Annotated in this window: 23 protein-coding genes; 9 read left to right on the top strand and 14 right to left on the bottom strand. The window is 63.9% G+C overall.

Annotation, left to right across the window (positions count from 1 at the left end; translation table 11 throughout):
• The first annotated feature begins 200 nt into the window (after window positions 1–200).
• Genes CH276_RS26460 through CH276_RS26445 form a run of 4 tightly spaced genes read left to right on the top strand, consistent with a single transcriptional unit; the run spans window position 201 to window position 4,238 of the window.
• On the top strand, window positions 201–1,019 hold the full coding sequence (locus CH276_RS26460; protein WP_441344214.1) for an AurF N-oxygenase family protein: 819 nt from the start codon (window positions 201–203) through the stop codon (window positions 1,017–1,019).
• On the top strand, window positions 1,016–1,879 hold the full coding sequence (locus CH276_RS26455; RefSeq protein WP_094629773.1) for a diiron oxygenase: 864 nt from the start codon (window positions 1,016–1,018) through the stop codon (window positions 1,877–1,879). Before CH276_RS26460 ends, CH276_RS26455 begins: the two co-directional genes overlap by 4 nt.
• On the top strand, window positions 1,876–3,390 hold the full coding sequence (locus tag CH276_RS26450) for a flavin-containing monooxygenase (RefSeq protein ID WP_052049281.1): 1,515 nt from the start codon (window positions 1,876–1,878) through the stop codon (window positions 3,388–3,390). The genes CH276_RS26455 and CH276_RS26450 overlap by 4 nt, the downstream gene beginning before the upstream one ends.
• On the top strand, window positions 3,387–4,238 hold the full coding sequence (locus CH276_RS26445) for an SDR family NAD(P)-dependent oxidoreductase (RefSeq protein ID WP_045198820.1): 852 nt from the start codon (window positions 3,387–3,389) through the stop codon (window positions 4,236–4,238). Before CH276_RS26450 ends, CH276_RS26445 begins: the two co-directional genes overlap by 4 nt.
• A 10-nt stretch (window positions 4,239–4,248) precedes the next feature.
• Here the strand turns inward: CH276_RS26445 and CH276_RS26440 are convergent, their stop codons facing one another.
• Both CH276_RS26440 and CH276_RS26435 read right to left on the bottom strand, forming a co-directional pair.
• Window positions 4,249–5,634, bottom strand: a complete 1,386-nt coding sequence (locus CH276_RS26440; RefSeq protein ID WP_094629772.1) for an ABC1 kinase family protein — start codon at window positions 5,632–5,634, stop codon at window positions 4,249–4,251.
• A 2-nt stretch (window positions 5,635–5,636) separates the two neighbouring features.
• Entirely contained in the window at window positions 5,637–6,185 is a 549-nt protein-coding gene (locus tag CH276_RS26435) for a carboxymuconolactone decarboxylase family protein (protein ID WP_094629771.1), read from the bottom strand.
• 115 nt (window positions 6,186–6,300) lie between these two features.
• On the opposite strand from CH276_RS26435, the gene CH276_RS26430 reads away from it, so the two are divergent.
• Window positions 6,301–7,200, top strand: a complete 900-nt coding sequence (locus CH276_RS26430) for an ABC transporter substrate-binding protein (RefSeq protein ID WP_176459463.1) — start codon at window positions 6,301–6,303, stop codon at window positions 7,198–7,200.
• 6 nt (window positions 7,201–7,206) lie between these two features.
• On the opposite strand, the gene CH276_RS26425 is transcribed toward CH276_RS26430, so the two are convergent.
• From CH276_RS26425 to urtA, 6 genes are all read right to left on the bottom strand, one after another.
• Window positions 7,207–7,875: a GntR family transcriptional regulator gene (locus CH276_RS26425; protein ID WP_094629769.1), complete on the bottom strand. Its 669-nt coding sequence runs from the start codon at window positions 7,873–7,875 to the stop codon at window positions 7,207–7,209.
• Window positions 7,876–7,886: 11 nt separating this feature from the next.
• Window positions 7,887–8,579, bottom strand: coding sequence for an urea ABC transporter ATP-binding subunit UrtE (gene urtE, locus CH276_RS26420; RefSeq protein ID WP_032393821.1), 693 nt, complete (start codon window positions 8,577–8,579; stop codon window positions 7,887–7,889).
• A complete protein-coding gene (gene urtD / locus CH276_RS26415) occupies window positions 8,572–9,402 on the bottom strand; it encodes an urea ABC transporter ATP-binding protein UrtD (RefSeq protein WP_032393822.1) in 831 nt (276 codons plus the stop codon). Before urtD ends, urtE begins: the two co-directional genes overlap by 8 nt.
• A complete protein-coding gene (urtC, locus tag CH276_RS26410) occupies window positions 9,399–10,490 on the bottom strand; it encodes an urea ABC transporter permease subunit UrtC (protein WP_032393823.1) in 1,092 nt (363 codons plus the stop codon). Before urtC ends, urtD begins: the two co-directional genes overlap by 4 nt.
• A complete protein-coding gene (gene urtB / locus CH276_RS26405) occupies window positions 10,487–11,371 on the bottom strand; it encodes an urea ABC transporter permease subunit UrtB (RefSeq protein ID WP_094629768.1) in 885 nt (294 codons plus the stop codon). The genes urtC and urtB overlap by 4 nt, the downstream gene beginning before the upstream one ends.
• A gap of 72 nt (window positions 11,372–11,443) precedes the next feature.
• The gene (urtA, locus tag CH276_RS26400; RefSeq protein ID WP_094629767.1) at window positions 11,444–12,718 is read right to left on the bottom strand and encodes an urea ABC transporter substrate-binding protein; all 1,275 of its coding nucleotides are present in this window, start codon (window positions 12,716–12,718) and stop codon (window positions 11,444–11,446) included.
• 181 nt (window positions 12,719–12,899) lie between these two features.
• Here urtA and CH276_RS26395 point away from each other — a divergent pair, with 181 nt between their 5' ends.
• From CH276_RS26395 to CH276_RS26385, 3 genes are all read left to right on the top strand, one after another.
• A complete protein-coding gene (locus tag CH276_RS26395) occupies window positions 12,900–13,112 on the top strand; it encodes a helix-turn-helix transcriptional regulator (protein ID WP_032393826.1) in 213 nt (70 codons plus the stop codon).
• Complete coding sequence (locus tag CH276_RS26390; protein ID WP_094629766.1) at window positions 13,109–13,636, top strand: hypothetical protein; 528 nt, start codon at window positions 13,109–13,111, stop codon at window positions 13,634–13,636. Before CH276_RS26395 ends, CH276_RS26390 begins: the two co-directional genes overlap by 4 nt.
• Window positions 13,637–13,957: 321 nt before the next feature.
• Window positions 13,958–14,284: a hypothetical protein gene (locus tag CH276_RS26385; RefSeq protein WP_045200962.1), complete on the top strand. Its 327-nt coding sequence runs from the start codon at window positions 13,958–13,960 to the stop codon at window positions 14,282–14,284.
• Window positions 14,285–14,294: 10 nt separating this feature from the next.
• On the opposite strand, the gene CH276_RS26380 is transcribed toward CH276_RS26385, so the two are convergent.
• On the bottom strand, window positions 14,295–15,341 hold the full coding sequence (locus tag CH276_RS26380; protein ID WP_176459456.1) for an agmatine deiminase family protein: 1,047 nt from the start codon (window positions 15,339–15,341) through the stop codon (window positions 14,295–14,297).
• Window positions 15,338–16,324: a nitrilase-related carbon-nitrogen hydrolase gene (locus tag CH276_RS26375; RefSeq protein ID WP_094629764.1), complete on the bottom strand. Its 987-nt coding sequence runs from the start codon at window positions 16,322–16,324 to the stop codon at window positions 15,338–15,340. The genes CH276_RS26380 and CH276_RS26375 overlap by 4 nt, the downstream gene beginning before the upstream one ends.
• Before the next feature lie 81 nt (window positions 16,325–16,405).
• Between CH276_RS26375 and CH276_RS26370 the strand changes: the two genes are divergently transcribed.
• On the top strand, window positions 16,406–17,023 hold the full coding sequence (locus CH276_RS26370) for a TetR/AcrR family transcriptional regulator (RefSeq protein WP_045200964.1): 618 nt from the start codon (window positions 16,406–16,408) through the stop codon (window positions 17,021–17,023).
• Window positions 17,024–17,075: 52 nt separating this feature from the next.
• On the opposite strand, the gene CH276_RS26365 is transcribed toward CH276_RS26370, so the two are convergent.
• The 4 genes from CH276_RS26365 to CH276_RS26350 are packed head-to-tail and all read right to left on the bottom strand — an operon-like array spanning window position 17,076 to window position 22,842.
• Window positions 17,076–18,593 (bottom strand): APC family permease, encoded by a 1,518-nt coding sequence (locus CH276_RS26365; RefSeq protein WP_094629762.1) that lies wholly within the window; start codon window positions 18,591–18,593, stop codon window positions 17,076–17,078.
• Window positions 18,586–19,440 carry a universal stress protein gene (locus CH276_RS26360; RefSeq protein WP_032393831.1) on the bottom strand — a complete coding sequence of 285 codons (855 nt, stop codon included), beginning with the start codon at window positions 19,438–19,440 and terminating at the stop codon, window positions 18,586–18,588. The genes CH276_RS26365 and CH276_RS26360 overlap by 8 nt, the downstream gene beginning before the upstream one ends.
• Before the next feature lie 28 nt (window positions 19,441–19,468).
• Complete coding sequence (locus CH276_RS26355) at window positions 19,469–21,406, bottom strand: primary-amine oxidase (RefSeq protein ID WP_094629761.1); 1,938 nt, start codon at window positions 21,404–21,406, stop codon at window positions 19,469–19,471.
• Window positions 21,403–22,842 carry a gamma-aminobutyraldehyde dehydrogenase gene (locus CH276_RS26350; protein ID WP_094629760.1) on the bottom strand — a complete coding sequence of 480 codons (1,440 nt, stop codon included), beginning with the start codon at window positions 22,840–22,842 and terminating at the stop codon, window positions 21,403–21,405. The genes CH276_RS26355 and CH276_RS26350 overlap by 4 nt, the downstream gene beginning before the upstream one ends.
• Window positions 22,843–22,992 lie beyond the last annotated feature (150 nt).

Genomic DNA, 22,992 nt, shown 5'->3' with positions numbered 1-22,992 from the left:
GTCGATCACAAGGGGGATCGGTTGTGAAGCGTGCAATTGTCGATGAGCGAGTCGGTGGCGGGGATGCCGGATCGTCGCCGGGTCGGCTGATGACCGAGGACCAGTCGACCTCGCGTGCGAAGACAGTCGGACCGAGAGACAAAACGGCGCGAAGACTGCTGAAGTAGACTGCGAACAAGTTCTACGACGGCGAGGCCGACATCGATTGGGATGCTCCGATGGTCGACGGTATGCGCTGGATGCCCGAGCACCGAATTTCGCTGTACCGAACCAAGTTGTGGGACAAACTGACCGAAGAACAGCGTCGCGAACTGGGCCGCCACGAGATCGTCAGCATTCTGTCCTTCGGCATCTACGCCGAAGGCATGCTCAGCGCGAACTTGCTCCGGGTGTTCGGCAGAGGCACCTTCTCCGATCATTCGATGTATTCGATAGCCGAGATCGGCGAGGAATCTCGACACTCCATCATGTTCGGAAAACTGATCGAAAAGACCGGGCTCACCCCGTACCTGATGCCCAAGCCCGCAGTGTTCCTCGGGAAGATCGGGCAGTTTCTGCCGCTCGGACCCGCCACCTACGGCGGAGTGTTGCTCATCGAGGAGGTGCTCGACCGGGCGCAGCGCGAGGCGCAGTACGACCCCGAGATGCAGCCGCACCTGCGCCAGATGATGCGAATCCACGTCATCGAGGAGTCGCGCCACATCACCTACGCGCGCGAGGAAATGGTGCGCGCGATGGCCGCGACGAATCGCGTGAACCGTGCCATCCATCGCGTGATCCTCGCGTCGATCGCCAACTTCACGTACCTGGCCCTCATCAACCCGAAGGTGTACCGATCGATCGGCATCAACCCGATCCGCGGAATCGTCACGGCCATGGCGAGTCCCACCTACAAGACCAACATGCAGTTCTTCTCCGAACCCATGATCCGCTTCTTCGCCGACGCCGGTATGTGCGACGGTGTCGTGACCCGTCGTCTGTGGAAGATGACCCGGGCGATGCCGGACGATCTGGCATGAGCCCGCGTTCGTCGGCGGTCGAATACGATCCGCACGTCGACATCGATTGGGAATCTCCCTGGCAGCCGGACGAATTTGCGCTTCCCCGTGAATCGATCACGTTGCACGGAACTCGTTCGTGGGCCAAGTTGACCGAGCAGGACCGGCGCACGCTCGCCTTGCGCGAGGCAGTGAGCAGGTGGAGCACCGTGTCCTATCTGTCCGCGATGCTGACCGGCAATCAGCTCCGGCGGGCGGCGGAGGAGGGGCTCAACAGCCCGGCGTCCCGCAATGCACTCGCAGAGGTCGCAGGAAGCTCGCGGACCACGATCACCTTCGGACGGCTCGTTCGCGCCTCGGAAGTCCCGCCGTACAGGCTTCCCAAGGGGACGACGACGGCAGTCAAACTGCTGAGTTTCCTGCCTCTCGGTGCGGCATCCCATGCGTCGACCCTGCTGGTCGAGGAGACCTTCTCCCGATCGATGCAGGGTGCGGTGACAGAACCGGGAATCGAACCCCATGTTCGGCAGGCGGTGAAGATCCATCGACTCGAAAGCGCCGATCGCTTCGCATTCGCCCGATCGGAAGTGGCTGCCGCGCTGGAGAAGTCGAACAGACTCTCTCGCGCGTTCAACCGATTGCTGCTTGCTGTCCTCGCCAACGTGATCCTTCGTCTCGGCGTCTCGCCCCAGGTGTATCGATCCGTCGGCATGTCCCCGGTCCGGGGCATGATCGCCTCGCGGCGTCGACGGGCGGCGATCAGGCGTCGGGACGCATCGAACACCGTCGCCTTTCTCGAGTCGGCCGGGTTGCTCGAGGGGACGATCACCGCTGTGTTGTGGAAGATGACCGGCGTCGTGCCCTCGGAGGATCGGCGATGACGGTCCATCACACCGGGGTTCTGGTCATCGGCAGTGGCTTCTCCGGGTTGGGGATGGCGATCTCGCTCCGCACCCGCGGTCGCGACGACTTTCTCGTTCTGGAGAAGGCACAGTCCGTCGGGGGCACCTGGCGAGACAACACCTATCCGGGTTGCGCGTGCGACGTCCCCTCGCACATGTATTCGTACTCGTTCGAGCCCAACCCCGAGTGGTCGCAGATGTGGTCTGCCCAACCGGAGATCCTGAGCTATCTACAACAGCTCTCGGTCAAGTATCGCCTGGACGACAACATTCGGTTCGGTGTCGAGTGCGACGGTGGCTTCTGGGACGAGAACGAGCACCGATGGCACATCACGACGACGAACGGTGACGAATACGTCGCTCAGTTCATCGTCTCCGGCATCGGAGCGCTGCACGTTCCCAACACTCCGGAGCTGCCGGGCATCGAGTCGTTCACGGGCACGGCCTTTCACTCGGCGCGGTGGGATCACGAGGTGGATCTGACCGGCAGGAAAGTGGCGGTCATCGGAACCGGTGCGAGCGCTGTGCAGTTCGTCCCGCAGATCGCAGAGACCGTCGGCGAACTGCACCTGTATCAACGATCTCCCGCGTGGGTACTCCCGAGGCGGAATTTCGACATCCCGACCGGTCTCCGACGACTCTTTCGTCGATCGGCGCTGGCGCGCAAGGTGTTCCGAAATTCGATCTACTGGTCTGCGGAGTCTCTCGCGATAGGCCTCAACGGGCATTCCAATCTCCTGCGTCCGGTCGAGGCAGCTGCACGCAGGTTCATCGAGCGAGAGGTATCGGATCCGGAGCTGCGCAAGAAATTGACCCCGAACTATCGCATCGGGTGCAAGCGATTGCTCGGATCCAACACGTATTACCGGGCATTGACTCGGCCCGACACGGACGTGATCACCGACTCGATCGCGGAGGTACGCGAACGGTCGATCGTCGCCGCAGACGGGACCGAACGCGAGGTGGACGTCATCATCTACGCCACCGGTTTTCATGTCACCGACGGGTTCGACGGTCTGAACGTGGCCGGTATCGGTGGCCGGAAGCTGGTGCAGCACTGGCAAGAACACGGAATCGAGACTCATCTGGGAATCGTGGCCGCGGGATACCCCAACGCATTCTTCCTGCTCGGTCCCAACACCGGGCTCGGGCACAACTCCGTGGTGTTCATGATCGAACAACAGATCCGGTACGCCCTCTCGGTGATGGACTTCGTCCGGTCCAGTGCCGCCGACGCGGTGACGGTTCGGCAGCAGACACAGGATCGCTTCAACGCCGAGATCCAGGCGAAGCTGAACAAGGGCGTATGGAGCACGGGCGGCTGCACCAGTTGGTACCTCGATTCGCACGGTGCCAACCGGACGGTGTGGCCCGGATTCACCTGGCAGTACTGGCTTCGCACAAGGAAATTCGATCCGGCACAGTACGAATTCCTGCTCCCGACCGGAGCAGGAACCGACAGCGAGAATGTGGAAGAAGTGCGTATATGAAGAATTTCGAGAACAAGGTCGCCGTCGTGTCCGGTGCCGGTTCGGGGATCGGTCGCGCCCTCGCGCTCGATCTGGCGGAGCGTGGAGCGCAGCTTGCGCTGTCCGATATCGACGGCGAAGGACTCGGCGAAACTCTCGTTCTGTGCGAGAAGGTCGGAGCCCGCACGGTGACGTACGAGCTGGACGTGTCGGACCGGTCCGCCGTCCACACGCACGCGGATGCAGTGCTGAGCGAATTCGGACGCGTCAATTTCGTCGCCAACAATGCCGGCGTCGCGTTGGGTGCCGATGTGGTCGACATGACCTGGGACGATTTCGAGTGGGTCATGAACATCGACTTCTGGGGAGTTGCCAACGGTACCAAGGCATTTCTGCCTGCCCTGATCGAGTCGGGTGAGGGTCACCTCGTCAACGTCTCCAGCGTGTTCGGCCTGATGGGCATCCCAGGTCAGAGTGCCTACAATTCCGCGAAATTCGCCGTTCGGGGATTCACCGAGGCACTGCGTCAGGAAATGAAGATCGCTCGACACCCTGTCGGAGTGACGTGTGTGCATCCGGGCGGCATCAAGACCAACATCGTGGCCAACGCCCGCGGAATGGACGACCTCGGCACACCCGACGAAGCCTCGCGTCGATTCCAACAGATCGCGCTGACCACACCGACGAGGGCGGCCAAGGTGATCCTCGCGGGAGTGGAGAAGAACAAGCCGCGCGTTCTGATCGGCCCCGACGCCCGCGCTTTCGATCTGATTCCGCGACTCGTGGGTCCGCGCTATCAGGACATCCTGGCCCCGCTCGGTCGGCTCGGCCGGTCGGCGGGAAACAAGCGCGCCGGGGTGACGAAGTAGCGGCGCAGCGTCAGCGGTTCTGCTCGCCCCGCCACCGCAACTCGGCAACACCGAGTTCGGTGACCGGGGCGTCGCCGTAGATCCATTCGCGAGCGATTCCGTGCCAGTTGGCCGTCGCCTCGAGCTGCCCCAGAACGCCGAATGTCATGAAATCGGCTCGACGGGAGAACAGGTGCTCGGCAGGAAGGTTCTGCCGCTTCATTCCGGTGAATTGTCCACCGCGTGGGTCGATCGCGAGCATCAGCCCACTCGACGCCAACGACGGTGTCACCGTCATGACCCGATCGACGAGATTCCATTCCGACGCCGCGAAGACGTACTCCAGACATTCGTCCGCGGTGACGCCGGCGGTGGCGTCGACGATACCCCGGGCGATCATCGCGGCGAGCAGGTCCTCGCCGCGTTCTTCCGACGCCATCCTCAGACAGTCGAGCTCGAACTCGACGTGCTCTCGTCGCATGCGGTTGAAGAGGCCGAAGTCGATGAACCCGACGCGACCGTCGTTGCCGAGCAACATGTTTCCCGGATGCGGGTCACCGCAGAATTCGTCGTACCGATACAGCGAACCGATGTAGAAGCGGTAGACGATCTCGCCGATGCGATCGCGTTCGGCGGCGGGTAGTGACCGAATTCGATCGAACGCGATGCCGTCGAAGAACTCGGTGACGAGAACTCGGCGGGTACACATGCCCTCGATCGCGTCGGGCACAGCGAGAAACGGGTGCTCGCGGAATCGATCGGCCAGGATCGATTGGGTGCGCGCCTCTTCCCGGTAGTCGAGTTCGCGTTCGAAATTCAGACGCAATTCCTCGACGAGCTCGGGTGCGGCCACCGCGGGAAGAGCGTTGCGCCAGAACCTCAGAAACAGTGCGAGGTTCTTCATGTCGGCGCGCACCGCGTCGTCGACTCCTGGGTACTGGACCTTGACGGCGACGACTCGGCCGTCGTGCAGGCGAGCGCGGTAGACCTGGCCGATCGAGGCGGCTGCTATCGGATCTCGGTCGAACTCGGCGAAGAGATTGGCGACGGAGTCGCCCAGATCCGTTTCGACGACGGCGCGCATCGCGTCGAAGTCGACTTCCGGGGCTCGGTCGCGAAGTGCGGCGAGCTTGTCCTGGAACCGTTGTCGATGATGCTCGGGGACCAGGGCGGGATCGAGTACCGAGAACATCTGGCCCAGCTTCATCGCTGCGCCCTTCATACTGCCGAGCACGGTCACCAGCTGATCGGCTGCCTGCACCGAGGCTTTCTCCGAGATCCGATCGCGCACCGCCTCGGACCGTCCGACCATCGACATGCGGGCTCCCGCGGTGCGGACCGCCTGGCCGGCCGCTGCGCGTCCCAGCGCGGCACCCCGTGCGGTACGCGAGGTGGGGATCGGACGATCGGCGGACACGTCTAGCGTTCGGTGTAGTCGCGTTCGACGCGCAGGGTCGCGAGAGTGGTTGCCAGCCCGTCGTATTGGGTGACCAGCAGGACGAATTCGATGAGCCTGCGCTCGTCGAACTGGGTGGCGAGTTCGTTCCAGGTCGCGTCGGAGAGGATCTTCGTGGCGATGAGTTCGTCGACCGCGGTCAGGATGGTCCGATACCGCGTCGACAGGCCTGGTGCGTCGGGTCCGGTCTTGATCAGCTCGAGCAGATCGCGGTCGATACCGGCCCGCTTGCCGAGCCGGATGTGATGGTCCATCTCGTAGGCGGATTCTCGTAGGTGCGCCACGCGCAGGATCACCATCTCGGTTTCCTTGCGGGAGATCTTGCCGCCCGGCATCAGGTGCCCGCTGTAGAACAGCCAGGCTCGGAACAGTCCGCCGGTGCGCCCGAGGGTGGTGAACAGATGAGGATTGGGCACCCCCGCACCTTTGGCGATCACCTTGCAGATGACCCAGTTGACGGGCCCGAGGGTTCTGGCGGTACCGGACGGAATGCGTGGAGTGGTCACAGCCACACCGTACCCACTGGACGGCCGGGCGTCACCGGGTCGACAAAGGATAGGCTAGCCTCTTTGTGATTCCAGACAATGCAGCCACGGAGGACCCTTGACCAAGTCTCACAACCGCATCATGACCCTCGCTCTGGCCGTCGCCCTCGGCGTGGCTGCGACGGCGTGTTCGTCCACCGAGGCCACCTCCGACGCCGACGGCGGCGCGACGCGCTCGGTCGAGACCGTCCGGGGAACGGTCGAGGTTCCCGAGAACCCGCTGCGCATCGTCACGCTCGAGCCGGTCGAACTCGACACCACCGTCGCCCTCGGCGTCGTACCCGTCGGGACCGCGGTGCTCAGCGAGGCGAGCGGCGTGCCGTCGTACCTCGGTACCGAAGCCGCGAACATCGCCACCGTCGGCACCGTTGCCGAACCGACCATCGAGGACATCGCGGCTCTGCAACCGGATCTCATCCTGGGCACGGAGACTCGGCACGCCGAGTACCACGACCAACTCGCCGCCATCGCGCCGACGGTGTTCATGGCCTCCCAATCCGATCCGTGGCGCGACAACGTCCGGTTCGTCGGACGCACTCTCGGCAAGGAGGACACTGCGGAGCAACTGCTCACCGCGTACGACGATCGGTGTGCCGAGATCGCCGAGAAACACGACACCGCTGGGAAAACGGCACAGTTGATCCGCCCCCGCGCGGGCGAACTGACCCTCTACGGGCCGACGTCGTTCGCCGGGAGCACGCTCGAGTGCGCAGGCTTCACCACCCCGCCGAGGCCGGAATGGGCCGACGAGATCTCGGTCGACCTCTCGCCCGAGCTGGCAGCTCAGGCGGCCGCGGATCTGATCGTCGTCACCGCCTCGGACCCGTCGGACCCCGCAGCGATACCGGAGTCGATCACCGCCAACGCGGCCGTACTGCCGAATCCACACGCGGTGGACCTGTCGTACTGGATCACCGGCGTCGGACCCAAGGGCGGACAGACCGTGCTCGACGACATCGATCGGATTCTCTCGGAGAATTGATCCGAGTCACATCCGGACCGCGCCCGCCAGCGCCGCAGCTTGCTCGGCCCGCTCGACCACCAGGTCGCGTGAGGAATCGATATGTGCCAGTAGCAGTTCCAGTGCCGAGTCCAAGGTCCCGGCGAGGACACGTTCGACGATGTCGATGTGTTGATCGATCGCCGAGACGACGGCTGCGGCGGTGAGTCCGCCGAGTATCCGAACCGGACGCACCTTGGCATTCACGGTGCACAGTGCCTCGGTCAGAGCAGGGTTGCCCGAGGCAGCCAACAAGGTGACGTGGAAGTTCTCGTCGAGCGAGACCAGATCGTCGGTGGTGTCGGGTGGGTCGGCCCGCAAACCGATCCAGGTGTCCAACAGGTGCGACAACGACGACCGATCGACCGGGTGCGACATCGATCGGGTGATGCCCCGGGCTTCGAGAGTCGACCGGAGCTCGTAGAGATCGGGGAGATCGCCGATCCGGGGGCGATAGGCGTGCAGGCCGGCCTCGTCGCGGGTGACGAGGCCGTCGGCCTGCAGCCGCGCCAGCGCCTCGCGCACCGGTGTGCGTGAGACACCGTACAGCTCGGCGAGACGCTCCTCGCCGAGCCGTTCGGTGGAGCTGATGGCACCGGAGATCAGATCCCGGCGCAGTGACGAATAGACCTTCTCGCGAAGGTCCTTGCGCGGCACGATGGGTCCGGTCAGATCGCCATGGCTGCGCGGACGTCCGCCTCGGACTCGCTCCCGCCCACGCCGGTGGACGTGATGCGGCCGGCCTCGAGGATGTAGTAGTTCTGCGCCGACTCGAGGGCGAAGCCGATGTGCTGCTCCACCAACAACACTCCCAATCCTCCGCGTCGAGTGAGTTCGATGACGGTTCGTTCGATCTCGGCGACGACCGACGGCTGAATGCCCTCGGTCGGCTCGTCCAGAATCAACATCCGCGGTTCGGTGATCAGTGCTCGTGCGATCGCGAGCTGTTGGCGCTGACCACCCGATAGCAATCCCGCTCTGCGACCGAGCAACTCCTTCAACGCCGGAAACAGATCGAGTGCCTCGTCGACGAGTGCCTTGCCACGCTTGCGACCGTCGGCGACGACCTGCAGATTCTCGGCCGTCGTCAACTGGCCGAAAGACTGCTGACCCTGCGGCACATACGCGAGTCCGCGGGCGACACGGGCGCTGGGACGCAACGCGCTCACGTCCTCGCCGTCGAACATGACCTTGCCGGAGTTGACCTTGAGCAACCCCACCGCAGCCCGCAGCAGAGTGGTCTTGCCTGCGCCGTTGTGTCCCATGACCGCGGCGACACCGTCGGCCGGAACCGTCAGCGACGCACCGTGAATCACTTCGCTGCGTCCGTAGCCGGTACGCACATCCACCAGTTCAAGCATGGTCGGCTCCTTCCTCTGCGATCTGGTCGAGTTCCTCGCCCGCCGCTGCGGTGCCGAGATAGACCTCTTGGACTTTCGGATCTGCCTGTACCTCGGCCACCGTGCCCTCGGCCAGAACACGTCCGGCAGCCAACACCGTCACCGAGGTGGCGAACATACGCATGAAGTCCATGTCGTGCTCGACGACGACGACGGTCCGCTCACCACCGATGCGCTGCAGCAGTTGGCCGGTTTCCTCGCGCTCCTCGTGACTCATGCCTGCGACCGGCTCGTCGAGCAGGAGCACGTCGGCGTTCTGCACCAACAGCATTCCGATCTCGAGCCACTGCTTCTGCCCGTGCGCGAGAATTCCCGCGGGCTTGTCGCGCTCGGCCGTCAGGCCGGTGGTCTCGAGGGCCTCCTCGATCTGGGGGAGTACCGATCCTCGACGACGCAGCATCGTCAGCACGGACCGACCGGAACCGGCGGCGATATCCAGGTTCTGCAATACCGTCAGATTCTCGAAGATGCTGGCGGTCTGGAAGGTTCGGCCGATGCCGAGGCGGGCGATCTGATGCACCTTCTTGCCGAGCAGTTCGACCCCGGACTTGGTGACCGAGCCGGTGGCCGGGACGAGGCCGGTGATGGCATCGATCAGCGTGGTCTTGCCTGCACCGTTGGGCCCGATGAGGAAGCGCAGATCGCCCTGCATCAGCGTCAGGTCGACGTTGGTGTTGGCTTTGAAGCCGTCGAAACTGACTGTCAGATCTCGTACTTCGAGATACTGACTCGACATGCCGGCGTTGCCGCCGAACGTGGGTTGCGGACCTTCGACATGAATCATCGCGTCAGTTCCTTCTCTGGCTCTTCGCTCGGTTCGGGAACCGGTTCGGATTCCTGCTTTCGTTTGCGCAGCGCGAACAGTCCCGCGATACCGGCGGGGAAGAACCCGACGACCACCACGAACAGCAGACCCTGCGCGTACGTCCAGCCCGACGGGAACTGCTCGGACAGTGTGGTCTGAGCCCAGGCGACGCCGAGCGCGCCGAGGACCGGGCCGAGCAGGGTGGTGCGACCGCCGATCGCCACACCGATGAGGAACGCGATGGACGGGACGATGCCGACGTCGTTGGGGGAGATGATGCCGACGATCGGAACGAACAGTGCGCCTGCGAGACCCGCGAAGAACGCCGCGGCCACGTAGGCCACGATCTTGACGTTGGCGGGGTCGTATCCGAGGAACCGCACGCGCTCCTCCTGATCCCGCACCGCGACCAGCAGTTCGCCGTAGCGCGAGTACATGAGCTGGCGGGTGATGGCGACGACCACGAGCAGTACGCCTGCGGCGATGAAGAACAGCATCTGCTTGTTCGCGGGGTCGTTGAGATTGAACCCGAAGAACGTGCGGAACCTGTTGAGGCCGTTGGAGCCGCCCGTGGTCTGCTGACCGATGAGCAGAATCGCGAACGCGGCGGCGAGTGCCTGGCTGAGGATCGCGAAGTACGCGCCCTTGACCCGACGCTTGAACACGCCGAGACCGAGTACCAGTGCCACCAGGGCCGGCAGGAACAGGATGCCCAGGATCGTGGTGATCGGTGAGGTGAACGGCACCCAGTACGACGGCAGTTCACGGATGCCTGCGATCGACATGAAGTCCGGTACGTCGTCGCCGCGGAGATCGGCGTCCGAGATCTTCAGATGCATGGCCATGATGTAGGCCCCGATGCCGAAGAAGACGCCCTGACCGAGAGTGAGCATTCCGCCTCGGCCCCAGGCCAATCCGATACCGACGGCCACGATCGCGTAACAGATGAACTTGCCCAGCAGGTTCAGCCGGAAGTCGCTGAGAACGGCCGGAGCGACGGCGAACAGCAGGATCGCGGCGAGCGCGAATCCCAGTAGGGCACCGCGCTTGGCGATGAACTCGCTCATACCAGGCTCCTTGTCTTGACGGCGAACAAGCCTTGCGGGCGGGCCTGCAGGAAGATCACGATGAGCACGAACACGATGACCTTGGCGATCGAGGCCGTGGTGCTGTACTCGATGAACGAGTTGAGAATCCCGAGGGCGAAGGCCGCGATGACCGCACCCTTGATCTGGCCGAGTCCGCCGACCACTACCACCAGGAAGGCGTCGATCAGATAGCTCTGTCCCACAGTGGAACTGGTGGAACCGATCAGGGTGAGCGCGACGCCCGCGACACCGGCGAGACCGGAACCGAGGAAGAACGTCGAGATATCCGTCCTACGGCTCGAGATACCCGAGGTCTCCGCGAGATCACGGTTCTGCACCACCGCGCGGATGCGTCGACCCGTTGCGGTCTTCTTCAGCGCCACCGACAAGGCGAGAACGGCGACGATCGCGAGCACGAGGATGAAGATTCTGGTCTTGGGAACCACGGCACCGAAAATGTCGACGCCGCCGCTGAGCCATCCCGGGGAGACGACGTTGACCGCGGGTGCTCCGAAGATGTCGCGAGCGAGCTGCTGCAGGATGAGCCCGACGCCGAACGTGACGAGCAGGGTGTCGAGTGGTCGGTGGTACATGCGCTGAATCAGCGTGACCTCCAACAGCACCCCCATCGCGCCGCCGACGAGGAAGCCGACGATCAGAGAGATGAACAGTGATGCGCCGCCGGTGGAGACGATCTGCTGCACCACGTAGGCCGTGTACGAACCGGCCATGATGAACTCGCCGTGCGCCATGTTGATGACGCCCATCTGACCGAATGTCAGTGACAGCCCGAGGGCGGCGAGGAGAAGAATGGATCCGATCGACAGGCCGGTGAACAACTGTCCGATCACGACGTCCATAGGGGAGCTCCTTCGGAGCATGTGAGTGGAACTTCGTAGCAGGCTACGAAGTTCCACTCACATGGGTGGTGGTCAGTTGAGGTCGGCGGCCCAGTCGTAGGTCTCCAGGAACGGGTCGGGTGCGATCGCTTCGGGGGATTCCCACACCGTGTAGATCAGTCCGTCGGGGCGGATCTCACCGATGCGGGCGGTCTTGGAGATGTGGTGGTTGTCCCCGTCGATGACGACCTCGCCCTCGGGAGCGGCGAAGCTGACGCCGTCGGCCGCAGCCTGAATGTCGGCCACGGCAAAGGAATCGGCCTTCTCGACGGTGTTCTTCCACAGGTAGACCGAGGTGTACGCGGCTTCCATGGGGTCCGAGGTCGGCTTGTCGGCACCGTACTTCGCCTTGTAGTCGGCGACGAACTTGGTGTTCTCGGGGCTGTCGACCGTCTGGTAGTAGTTCCAGGCAGTCAGCTGGCCCTCGATGTTGGCCGCACCGATGCCGGCGACCTCCTCCTCGGCGATGGAGACCGAGATGACCGGCATGTCAGCAGCTTTGAGGCCGGCGTTGGTGTACTCGCGGAAGAACGCGACGTTGGAATCACCGTTGAGAGTGTTGAACACCGCGTCCGCGTCGGCCGAGCGAACCTTGTTGACGATGGTGGAGAAATCCGTCGAACCGAGCGGGGTGTAGTCCTCGCCCTTGATCTCGATACCGTTGGCGGCTGCGTAGGCCTTGATCTCGCGGTTGGCGGTCTGCGGGAACACGTAGTCGCTGCCCACCAGGTAGAGGGACTTGACGCCCTTCTCCTTCAGGTAGTCCAGCGCCGGGATGATCTGCTGGTTGGTAGTGGCTCCGGTGTAGAAGATGTTCTTCGACGCCTCGAGGCCCTCGTACTGCACGGGGTAGTAGAGGAGAGCGTCGTTGTCCTCGAACACGGGCAGCATGGCCTTGCGGCTCGACGAGGTCCAGCCGCCGAATACCGCTGCGACACAGTCGCTGCTGATCAGCTTCTCGGCCTTCTCGGCGAACACGGTCGGCTCGGATGCGCCGTCCTCGGCGACGATCTCGATCTGCTTGCCGTTGACTCCGCCCGCCGCGTTGATCTGTTCGACGGCCAGTGCGATCGAATCGCGAACAGTCACTTCGCTGATCGCCATGGTGCCGGACAGGGAGTTGAGCGAGCCGACCTTGATGGTGTCACCGGAGGTGTCGACACACGAGGTGGCAGAACCGCCGCCGTCGGCAGAGGTGGTGTCGCTGGCCTTGCTTCCGCATGCGGTGGCGACCAGGCTCAATGCAGCCAGCGCTGCGGGAACGACCATGACGCGCTTGACGGACATGCGCTTCGAGACAGCAGGCATCTACGGCCCTTTCGGAAGTTTTGTATACGGAGTTGTATTCGCGATTGCGAACAGTAAAGGCCGCGTATTGCGTTGGTATTTTCTGCGGTGACGAGTCTGTTTCCCGCGTTACGCAGACGTAAATGCCTTCAAATGACAAGCAGGCTTGACAAAAAATGACAAGCAGAGTTGACTTTCACGTATGTCCGGAACGAACAACGTTCGCGCACATCGCAAACAGGCACGCATCACCCAAGCCGAACTCGGCAGCATCTGCGGCGTGAGCCGTCAGAGCATCGTCTCCGTCGAAGGCGGCGACTATGCGCCGAGCGTCTACCTGGCGCTTCGATTGGCCCGCGCACTCGATACGACAGTGGAGACACTGTTCGGAGACGAAGGAGAGGAAGAATCATGAGCGCATTCGTCAGAGCAGCTCGATTCGTCGGCGACCTCGACGACGAGTTCTACACCGACGAACTCCAACGCGACGCCTGGAACGAGGCCTCGGCCGTCGGATTCCAATCGCTGCTGTGGATCGGACTCGTCGCCGCGGCGATCCTGCCCTACGCGGCGGGAGTCACCGGGGCGTGGATTGCGATCGGGATCATCGTCGCGCTCCTCACTGTCGCCTTCGTGGTCATCGGGTATGCCCGGGCTCGGGGGGTCGACATGTACACGGTGCAGAAGCTTCGGCGGCCGCGGATGGCGATCGTCGGCGTTCTGTATCTCGTGGGCTTCGGTGGTGTGCTGGTGCGATTGCTCGTCCAGGGCGGTGACGTCGGTGTGTCGACCTGGATCGGCGTGGCCGCCGGAGCGGCTCTGGGAGCAACGGCCGCTGCGCTCGGTGTCAAAGGGCACCAGCGTCGGAAGCACAACGCCGAGCTCGCCGCCGAGAAGGCCGAACTGCTCGGCTTCGAGGAAACGGACAGACCTCACTAGCCGGACGGCGCGTACGCGGATTACAGGGTGCAAAGATACGTAAAGATATCGGTTCGATCAGTCCGCTCGCAGATCCGCGGTCCGGGGGGTATGTTCTGACCGGTGACATCGAGATTCCCTGGATGTGCGCGGCTGTGGGTGGGCTGGTCGGAGGCGGGTTCGTAACGCGGACGGTTCGGCCCTCGATGTAAAGAGAGGCTCGGGGCGAGGCCGATGACGGCGTGTGAAACCAATCCGTCTTCAACCGCGCCACGAACTACCGTTGAGACCACGTCGGGCGTTCACCTCAGGGTGGAGTACACAAACAGGGAAGTCGAGGCCGTGCGCAGAGACAAGAGTTACCTCAGACTCGTCGGATCGAGCACGCCGGAGCCCACCATCGAGGTTGTCGGTGGACCGAAGGCCATCACCGTTCACGTCGAGAACGTTCTGCCGGGTCAGATGTGCGAAGTTCTTCACAACGGGATGCTGTCGCTGAGCCAGCGCGTGATCGTGGGCGAGAACGCCACCGGCATCACCATCACCACGTTCAACCTCAAGCAGGGTGAATACAACGTCTCCCTGCGTCTCGACGGACGCCTGGATTGCGTGACCGAAGCGCACACCGTCACCGTCGGCGAGCAGCTCGAGGTTCGTCGCAGCTCGTAGGACCCGACTGTCAGCCGAGATTCCTCGCCGAAGGCTGGTGTTGGGTGATGCAGTGGATCCCACCGCCTCGCTCGAACAGTGGCCTCGCGTCCACGGTCACCACGTCCCGGCCCGGGTACGCCTCGCGCAGGATCGCTGCCGCGTCGGCGTCGGACGGGTCGTCGTAACTGCAGGCGATCACGCCGCCGTTGACCACCAGATGATTGATGTAGCTGTAGTCGACGAAGCCGTCGGCATCACGCAGTGTCCGCGGAGCCGGCACCTCCACGATGTTCCAATCCTCACCCGAGCCGTCGTGGGTGGCACGCAAAGCGTCGACGATCAGTGAACTGACCTCGTAGTCGGGGTGAGCCCTGTCGTGTTGCCGATGCACCAGCACCGTTCCCGGCGACGGAACGGCCGCGACGATGTCGACATGCCCGCGTGTACCGAAACGCATGGAATCGCGCGTCAGTCCGCGTGGCAGCCAGATGACGTGCCGCGCTCCGATGGTTCGTGCGAGTTCCGCTTCGACGTCGGCTTTCGACAGTCCGGGGTTGCGGCCCGGATCGAGTTGCACGGTTTCGGTCACCAGCACCGTGCCAACGCCGTCGACCGCGATGCCGCCGCCCTCGTTGACCATCGGCGACGTGATTCGCTGTACTGCAGCCTGATTCGCCACGAACTCGCCGATACGGCTGTCCTTGTCCCACTGCGCCCAGTCCTGTGAACCCCAGCCGTTGAAGACCCAGTCGACGGCGGCGACCGAACCGTCCTGTGCATGAACGAATGTCGGACCGATATCGCGCATCCAGGCGTCGTTCAACGGTGCTTCGACGATGTCGATGTCACGCGAGAGGTACGTCGATGCGACGGCGCGTTCGGCCGGATCGACGACGACGGTCACCGGCTCGAATTCGGCAACAGCGTGGGCGACGGCAGCCCACGTCGAGCGGGCCTCGTGCTTGGCCTCCGGGTCGTCGCCGAGTGAGTATCCCTCGCAGGGGAACGCCATCCACACCTTGTCCTGCGGCGCGGTCTCCGACGGCATCGTGAACGTCGTTGCGGCGGTGTTCATTTGATTACCGGCGTCGCGGCGTGTCCGTCACCGTACGGTGCGTCGGCGTTCACCGGCTCGGTGAGGCGGCCGTACGTGTCGGGTCTGCGTGTCAGGAGGAAGGGGAACAGCTCCAACCATTCTCGACGCTGATCGAGGTCGAGATCCGCGACGAGGACGGCCGATTCGTCGCGGGGTGCCTGAACCAGGATGCGGCCGTAGGGATCGGAGATGAACGACGAACCGTAGAAGGTGATCTCGCCTTCGTCGCCGCAGCGGTTGGGTACCACCATGAACAGGCCGTTCGAGATGCCGTGGCCGACGATGACGTGTTGCCACAGCGGTTGGGTGTCGAAGGCCGGGAACGAGGGCTCGGACCCGATGGCCGTCGGATACGCGAGAATCTCCGCGCCGCCGAGTGCGTAACTGCGCGCGACCTCGGGGAACCACTCGTCCCAGCAGGTGGGCAGGCCCACTCTGGCACCGCCGAGTTCCGCCGGGGAGTACACGGGATACGGGTCCTCGGCCGGGCCGGCCCGGAAGTAGGTGTCCTCGTAGTACCCGGCCGAGATGGGGATGTGCAGCTTTCTGGTTCGCGCCAGCAGTTCGCCCGTCGGGGAGACCATGATGGCGGAATTGAAGCCCAATCCGTCCGCTGCTTCGGACTTCTCGTACAGCGAAGCATGGACCACGATGCCGTTCGCGGCTGCGGCCTCGGCAGCGAGTGTGAACGTGGGCCCGGTCAGCAGATCCTCGGCTTCTTTGCCCGGGTCGGCTCCGGCGCGGGTGTCGGCAGGGTAGCGCAGCAGGGTGATCTCGGGCAGGAAGACGACCTTCGCCCCGAGGTTCGCGGCGGCGGAGATGGCCTCGAGCAATTCGGCTTTCAACGCCGCGGCATCGGGGTTCCAGCGATGCTGAACCAACCCGACACGGAGCGGTGCCCGATCGGTCGGGGTGGTGCGGGTCAGGGCCTCGGGCGCGGTGAGTGCGGTGATCGTCAGCATGGGACCTCCGATAAAACGAATGTGATTCGTTAAGTATTGTCGACTGCGATCGGAACCGCAAGAGGAAGAAGGGTGCGCACCGTGGGGAGACCGTCCGTGTCACTGTTGGACACCGAACGAATCACCACTGCAGCCCTCGCGCTGGTGGCCGATACCGGTGGCTTCACCATCCCGCTCCTCGCCAAGAAACTCGGCGTCAGCCCGTCGTCGCTGTACAACCATGTGTCGGGGCGCGAAGAGATAGTCGAGTTGTTGCGCGAACGCGCGATGTCCGAGGTCGCGCTACCCGGACACGGGCTCGATTGGCGTGAGACCGTCGCGCAGATCGCCCGCGCGTACCGCGACAGCTACGCCCGCTATCCACGTCTGATCCCGTTGCTCACCGAGCATGCCGTCAACAGTGCTCACGCCTTCGGCATGTACAACGCGCTGGCAGATGCCCTCACAGCGGCGGAATTCGGACCCGCCGACGTGCTGAACATCATCACTGTTCTCGACAGCTTCGTCCTCGGCTCGGCTCTCGACCTGGCGGCACCGGAGGCCCCGTGGCGACCGAGTGTCGAAGTCGGTCACGCACTGCGCGCAGCCCTCGACACCGCGTCCTCCAAGTCCTCCCGCTCCGACGAGGCCTTCGAGTACGGACTCCGCGCGCTGTTGGCCGGATTCGATCCGGCACCCGCGAACATGCTCGACGGCTGATCGCCGGAAGCGACATCGTGGCCCCGGGCGCCGACGAAGTCCGGGTGGGTCGTCAGTCCTCGACGATCAGTGACGGAGTGTCGCGGCGGAGAATGTTGCCCTTGAAGAACTCCGGCTTGCGCAGTGCCACCACTGCCATGACGACGATGCCGAGAATGATGATGCCCACGCCGATGAGGAACACCATCCCGATGCCGAAAAGCGATGAGCCGCTGCCGAATTCGGGGTCCCAGGCGTCGACCGAGGTCTGCACGAACACCACGGCCATCCCGACGCCACCGAGTAGCGGGGCCAGGAACTTGAAGAAGAAGTTGCGGGTGCTGGTGAACAGCTCCTCGCGGAAGTACCAGACACAGGCGAATGCCGTGATGCCGTAGTAGAAGCAGATCATCAGTCCCAGAGCGGCAATGGTGTCGGTGAGAACGTTGTCGCTCACCACCCGCATCACGGCGTAGAAGCCGGCGGACGCCCCGCCTGCCACGAGCGTCGCGAAGCCCGGAGTGCTGAATCTCGGTGTGATGGAGGCGAACCGCTTCGGTAGGGCCTGGTAGTGACCCATCGCGAGCAGAGTACGCGCCGGTGAGATGAACGTGGCCTGCAGCGAACTGGCGGAGCTGCTCAACACGGCCAGGGACAGCAGGATCGCGAAGGGGCCCATCACCGGCCCGGCGAGGGCGGCGAACACGTTGTCGGTGGTGTCGGGATTCTGCAGTCCGTTTCCGGTGTCACCGGTGCCGGCGAAGAGCAGGGTTGCCACTGCGGTGAGCAAGTACAGCACGATGATGAAGAACACCGTGACCAGCGCTGCACGCCCGGGAATCTTTGCGCTGCCCGAGGTCTCCTCGTTGACCGTCAGGCAGACGTCCCAACCCCAGTACATGAATATCGACAGCGACAGTCCGGCAGTGAAGGCGGAGAAGCTCGGGATCCCGAACGGGTCGAACCAGTCCAGGCTGAACGAGATGTCCTCGGCCCCATCGCCGGAACCGACCTTGACGAACGCGGCAACGATGAACCACGCCATCACCAGCAGCTGGAAGCCGAGCATCGTGTACTGCACGCGCTTGGTCTCCTGCATGCCGCGGTAGCAGAGCCACGCCGCCAACGCCATGAACACCAGGCACGTGACGATGTTGACGAGCTTGTTGCCGGTCAGGTCGGCCAAGGAGTCGTTGCTGGTGACCTGGGCGAGAAAGAGATAGAAGAAGTCGACGGCCACTCCGGCCAGGTTCGAGAGCACGATGATGGTGGCCGCGATCAGGCCCCAGCCGCCCATCCATCCGACGTACGGGCCGAAGGCCTTCGACGCCCACGTGAACGACGTGCCGCTGTCGGGCTCCGCAGCGTTGAGCTCTCGGTAGCCCAAGGCCACCAGCAACATCGGGATGAAGCCGACGATGAAGATCGCGGGCAGATGTACTCCGACTTCGGTGACCGTCGGCCCGAGCGACGCAGTGAGTGCGTAAGCGGGTGCGATGGTCGAGATGCCCAGCACCACACTGGCGAGCAACCCGAGCTGGCCGGCGGACAGGCCCTTGGACTCGACGTCGACTACCTTGTGCTCATTCATCGTCGGCCTCTCTCGGAACAACGATCATCGGAACGGGAACGACCCGAAGCATCTTGGCGGCAACCGATCCCAGGAAGAGGCGGTGAGGCTGGGCGAGTCGAGACGACCCCACCATCAACACGTCGCCGTCGTGCCAGTCGAGCGAAGAAGCGGCCTTCTCGATGCCGGAGCCCTCCGCCACCGTCAACTGCACGTCCGATCCGGCGGGCAGTTCCGCTTGCACGGTCCGCAGCACCTCCTCGGCCTTGGCGAGACCGTCCGGACCCCGTGCCGATTGCTCTTCTGCGGACACGAGGGAGAGCAGCCGCAGCGGCAACTCGGCGGTGACGGACAGGTCGGTGGCTGCCCGCACGAGTTCGGCTGCCCCCGGCCGATTTCCGATTGCACAGGTGATCTCCCGGATGCGCTGCGGCGGCGAGTGCCGATACCCCCGCGGAGCCAGCGCGAGCGGCACATGCGACACATGCAGAAGATCGCTGGTGACGGTGCCGATCGAATGGCGTCCGAGCAGACCGTCACCGGCCGCACCGACCACGATCATGTAGGCGTCACACTCGTCCACACAGTCGAGCAGGCCCTGCGCGAAGGACTCGTCGAACAACAGGTGCGCGCGTGCCTGTACGTCCTCGGGTACCAGGGTCAGTGCCTCGTCGAGCCAGCCGGTGGCCCGATCGATCAGTATGTCGTCGTATCCGGCCTCGACCGGTGCCTTGGACGGCACCGGCCGCTCCTGGGGCAAGACCAGGCAGATGTCCAGCGATGCCTGCAGCGAACGCGCGAGCGTTGCCCCCAGAGCGATTCCGTCTGCTCCACTCGGTGTTGCCTGGTACCCCACGATCAGACGCATGGGCGGACCTTCCCTGAGGTTGGGCGAGCTAATGGCAGGTGCTACCGGGATCGGTGTGGCACGACTTCGGTTCCGACGGTGTGACGTCGAGCGATGGATTTCGATCGAAGAACCCGAACGGCTTGAGCCAGAACGAGACCGTGTCCGCGGGCATCACCGGCCAGTCCTCCGGTCGCGTGATGTGGTGGATGCCGAAGGTGTACCAGACGACGACGTCGGTGTTCTCGATGCTGCGATCCTTCTCGGTCCACTCCGGTAGCCCGTGGTCGATGCCGCTCTGGTTCACGAACTCGCCGCTGGGCCAACGCTCGTCGGGTGAGTTGGGGGTGACCCAGACGGTGTGACCGATCACCTGGGCGCGCTGGAAGATCGGCGATGCGGGATCGAACATCGACGGGATGGCCGCTCCCGGAACCAACTTGTAGGCGGGCCGGGTGCCGAGGCCGTTGGTGACGTTGTCGTTGACGACTTTCCACGCCTTCTGGGTGTTCCAGTCGTAATCCTGCTTGCCTTCGGACTCGGTGGTCAGCGGAGTGTTGACCTGAGTCAGCGCGAGACCGTAAGGGTTGTCCGGTCCCATCGGAACACTTTGGGTTTCACTGGAATACACGGTGTTCTCGGTGCCGTCGATGTCCAGATCCAGCCGGGCGACCAGGAAGTGCTGGTGGTAGGGCGCATACGTGCGGTTGTCGACCAGCGTTCCGGACGGATGGGTGCCGCCCTCGTCGAAGTGGGTGACGACCATGATGCCCGTCGCGCGGACCTCGCACTCGATGTTGCCGTCCTGATAGAACCGCCAGTAGACGAGGTACTCGTAGTTGGCAACCGTTGCATGGAAGCTGACCGTGAGCCGACGCATCCGTCGCACCTCGGCTCCGGCGTCGTGATCGACGTGCTTCCACAGCACGGCGTTGTCTTCCTCGTGAATGCAGATCGCGTTGGTGATCGTGTACGGCTCACCCTTGCTGTTGTGCAGCACTGCATCGAGGTACCGGATCTCGCCGAGGCAATCGCAGCCGAGCTCGAGCGAGGTGGTCATGAAGCCCAGGCCCCATTCGCCGATGTCGAACGCGGTGCGTCGGTAGTGGTCCTCGGTGTGATCGCGATACGGAACGACCATCTCCGCGAACGACATTCGATTGGCAACGGACCGCACGTTTCCGTTGTCGTTGTAGGTGACGGCATGCAGCGTCATGCCCTCGCGATAGTTGAACCCCACGCGAAGCGACCAGTTCTGCCACGTCAGCTTGTTGCCGTCGAGCTCGAACGACGGCCCGTCCGTTTGAGTGATCTCGAGGGGCTTCAAGGGTGGGCGTGTGCTCGCGTTCCTGATTCGCTCCGGGATGTGGCGGGGCACGTACTCACCCATGATCTCCGGTCGCTCGACGCGATACGTGTCCTCGATCTCGAGCAGTTCCATCGTGTTCACGTCGATGACGCAGTGGAAACCGCCGACCGGCCCGGCATAGGGATTGGCACCCTCCGAGGCCTTGACCCACGTGTCGGACCAGCCCAGGCGTCGACCCTTGTACTTCTCGGGCGTCACTGCCTCGCCGTAGGTCCAGGTGTCCATGAACACCAGATCCAGATCGGTGATACCGCGATCGGCAAGGGCGGCAATCACATCGGGGTGGGCACGCAGGGCCGCGTCGGCCTCCTCCCACTCGTCGACGGTGAAGTTGGGCTGCACATCCGGAATGTGCGTCCACGATTCGGTGGTGCGATCGTCGAGTGACACCACGGCCTTGAACGTCGTGTTCTCGTTGCGGTTCAACACCACCGAGACTGCTCGACGCGCAGGCACGGTACCGTCCGCGTCGAATGCGGCGATCTCGGACTTGGCCGGTTCGATCATCTCGATCGAGGCGTAACGCCAGCCGTCGCCGACTCCGTGGTCGCGACCGAGAACCTCGGCCACGGTGGCGAATTCGTCGCTGGACAGGGGATCGAGGGGGTGAAAGGTCATCGAAGAGTCTCCGTCGAGCTCATGACGTGCTTGATGCGGGTGTAGTCCTCGACCCCGTAGGCCGAGAGATCCTTGCCGTAGCCGGAGTACTTGAATCCTCCGTGCGGCATTTCGGCCACCAACGGGATGTGGCAGTTGACCCATACGGCTCCGAAGTCCAGAGCTGCCGAGATACGCAGTGTGCGTGCGTGATCGGAAGTCCAGACGCTCGACGCGAGACCGAAGTCGACGTCGTTGGCCAGCGCGATCGCCTCCGCCTCGTCGCCGAATTTCTGTACCGTGAGCACCGGGCCGAAGGTCTCCTCCTGCACGATGGGATCGGACTGCCGCACGCCCGTGATGATGGTCGGCTCGAAGAAGAAGCCCGTATCGCCGATGCGCTTGCCACCGGTGACGATGGTGGCGTGTTCGCCGATACCCGCGACCTTGGCGCTCACCTGACCGAAGTGGTTGACGTTGTTCAGTGGCCCGAGGAAGGTATCGGGGTCGTCGGGCAGGCCGACTTTCAGCGTCTTCGCCTTGGCGACAAGGGCATCGACGAGTCCGTCGTGCGCCGACTCGTGGACCAGGACGCGGGTGACAGCGGTGCAGTCCTGGCCGGCGTTGAAGAACGCGGCCTCGGCGATACCGTCGGCGGCTTTGGCGATGTCGACGTCGTCGAACACGATTGCCGGTGCCTTGCCGCCGAGTTCGAGGTGCGCCCGCTTGAGTTGCTTGGCGGCGGCCACGGCAACAGCGATGCCGGCGCGAACGGATCCGGTGATCGAGACCAGGCCGGGAGTCTTGTGTTCCACGATCGCCGCACCGGTGCCGCCGTTCCCGAGCACGACGTTGAACACCCCGTCGGGCACGATGCCCTTCGAGAGCTTCGCGAGCACCAGCGTGCTCTCGGGGGTGGTGTCACTCGGCTTGAGCACGATGGTGTTTCCCGCGGCCAGTGCAGGACCGATCTTCCAGATCGCCATCATGAACGGGTAGTTCCACGGGGTCACCTGCCCGACGACGCCGATCGGTTCGCGGCGCACGTACGAGGTGAAGCCGTCCATGTACTCGCCCGCAGATTTGCCCTCGAGCATCCGTGCCGCGCCTGCGAAGAATCGGATCTGATCGGCACCGACAGTGACTTCCTCGGCCGCGATGGTGGCCTTGGGCTGACCGGTGTTGCGGCTCTGCGCCTCGACGATCTCGTCGCTGTGCGCCTCGATGGCGTCGGCGAGCTTCAACAGCACCTTCTGCCGTTCGGTCGGCGTCGTCTTGCCCCAGGTCTCGAATGCTCTGGCAGCGGCCGACATCGCGGCATCGACATCGGCGGCGTCGGAGATGGGGGAGTGGGCGACGATCGACTCGTCCACCGGATTCGCCACATCGAGCATCTCGGTGCCCGACGGCGTCACGAACGCCCCGTCGATGTAGTTCTGCAGGACAGGCACCGTCATCACTGAACCCCTAGCGTCGACTGTTTCGGTTCTGCAAAGCCTGCACCTACGGACGAGACTTCGCCACCCGACAAGATGTCCAACTCCCCCGCATCGATCAGGACCGAATGTCGGTCCAACTCGAGCCCGCAGGAGCTGCTCACCGGCTAG

This window comes from Rhodococcus sp. 06-470-2 (assembly GCF_002258235.1).
Lineage (GTDB): Bacteria > Actinomycetota > Actinomycetes > Mycobacteriales > Mycobacteriaceae > Rhodococcoides.
Note: the sequence above shows the minus strand (reverse complement) of the source record. Positions and strands in the feature narration are given on the sequence as shown.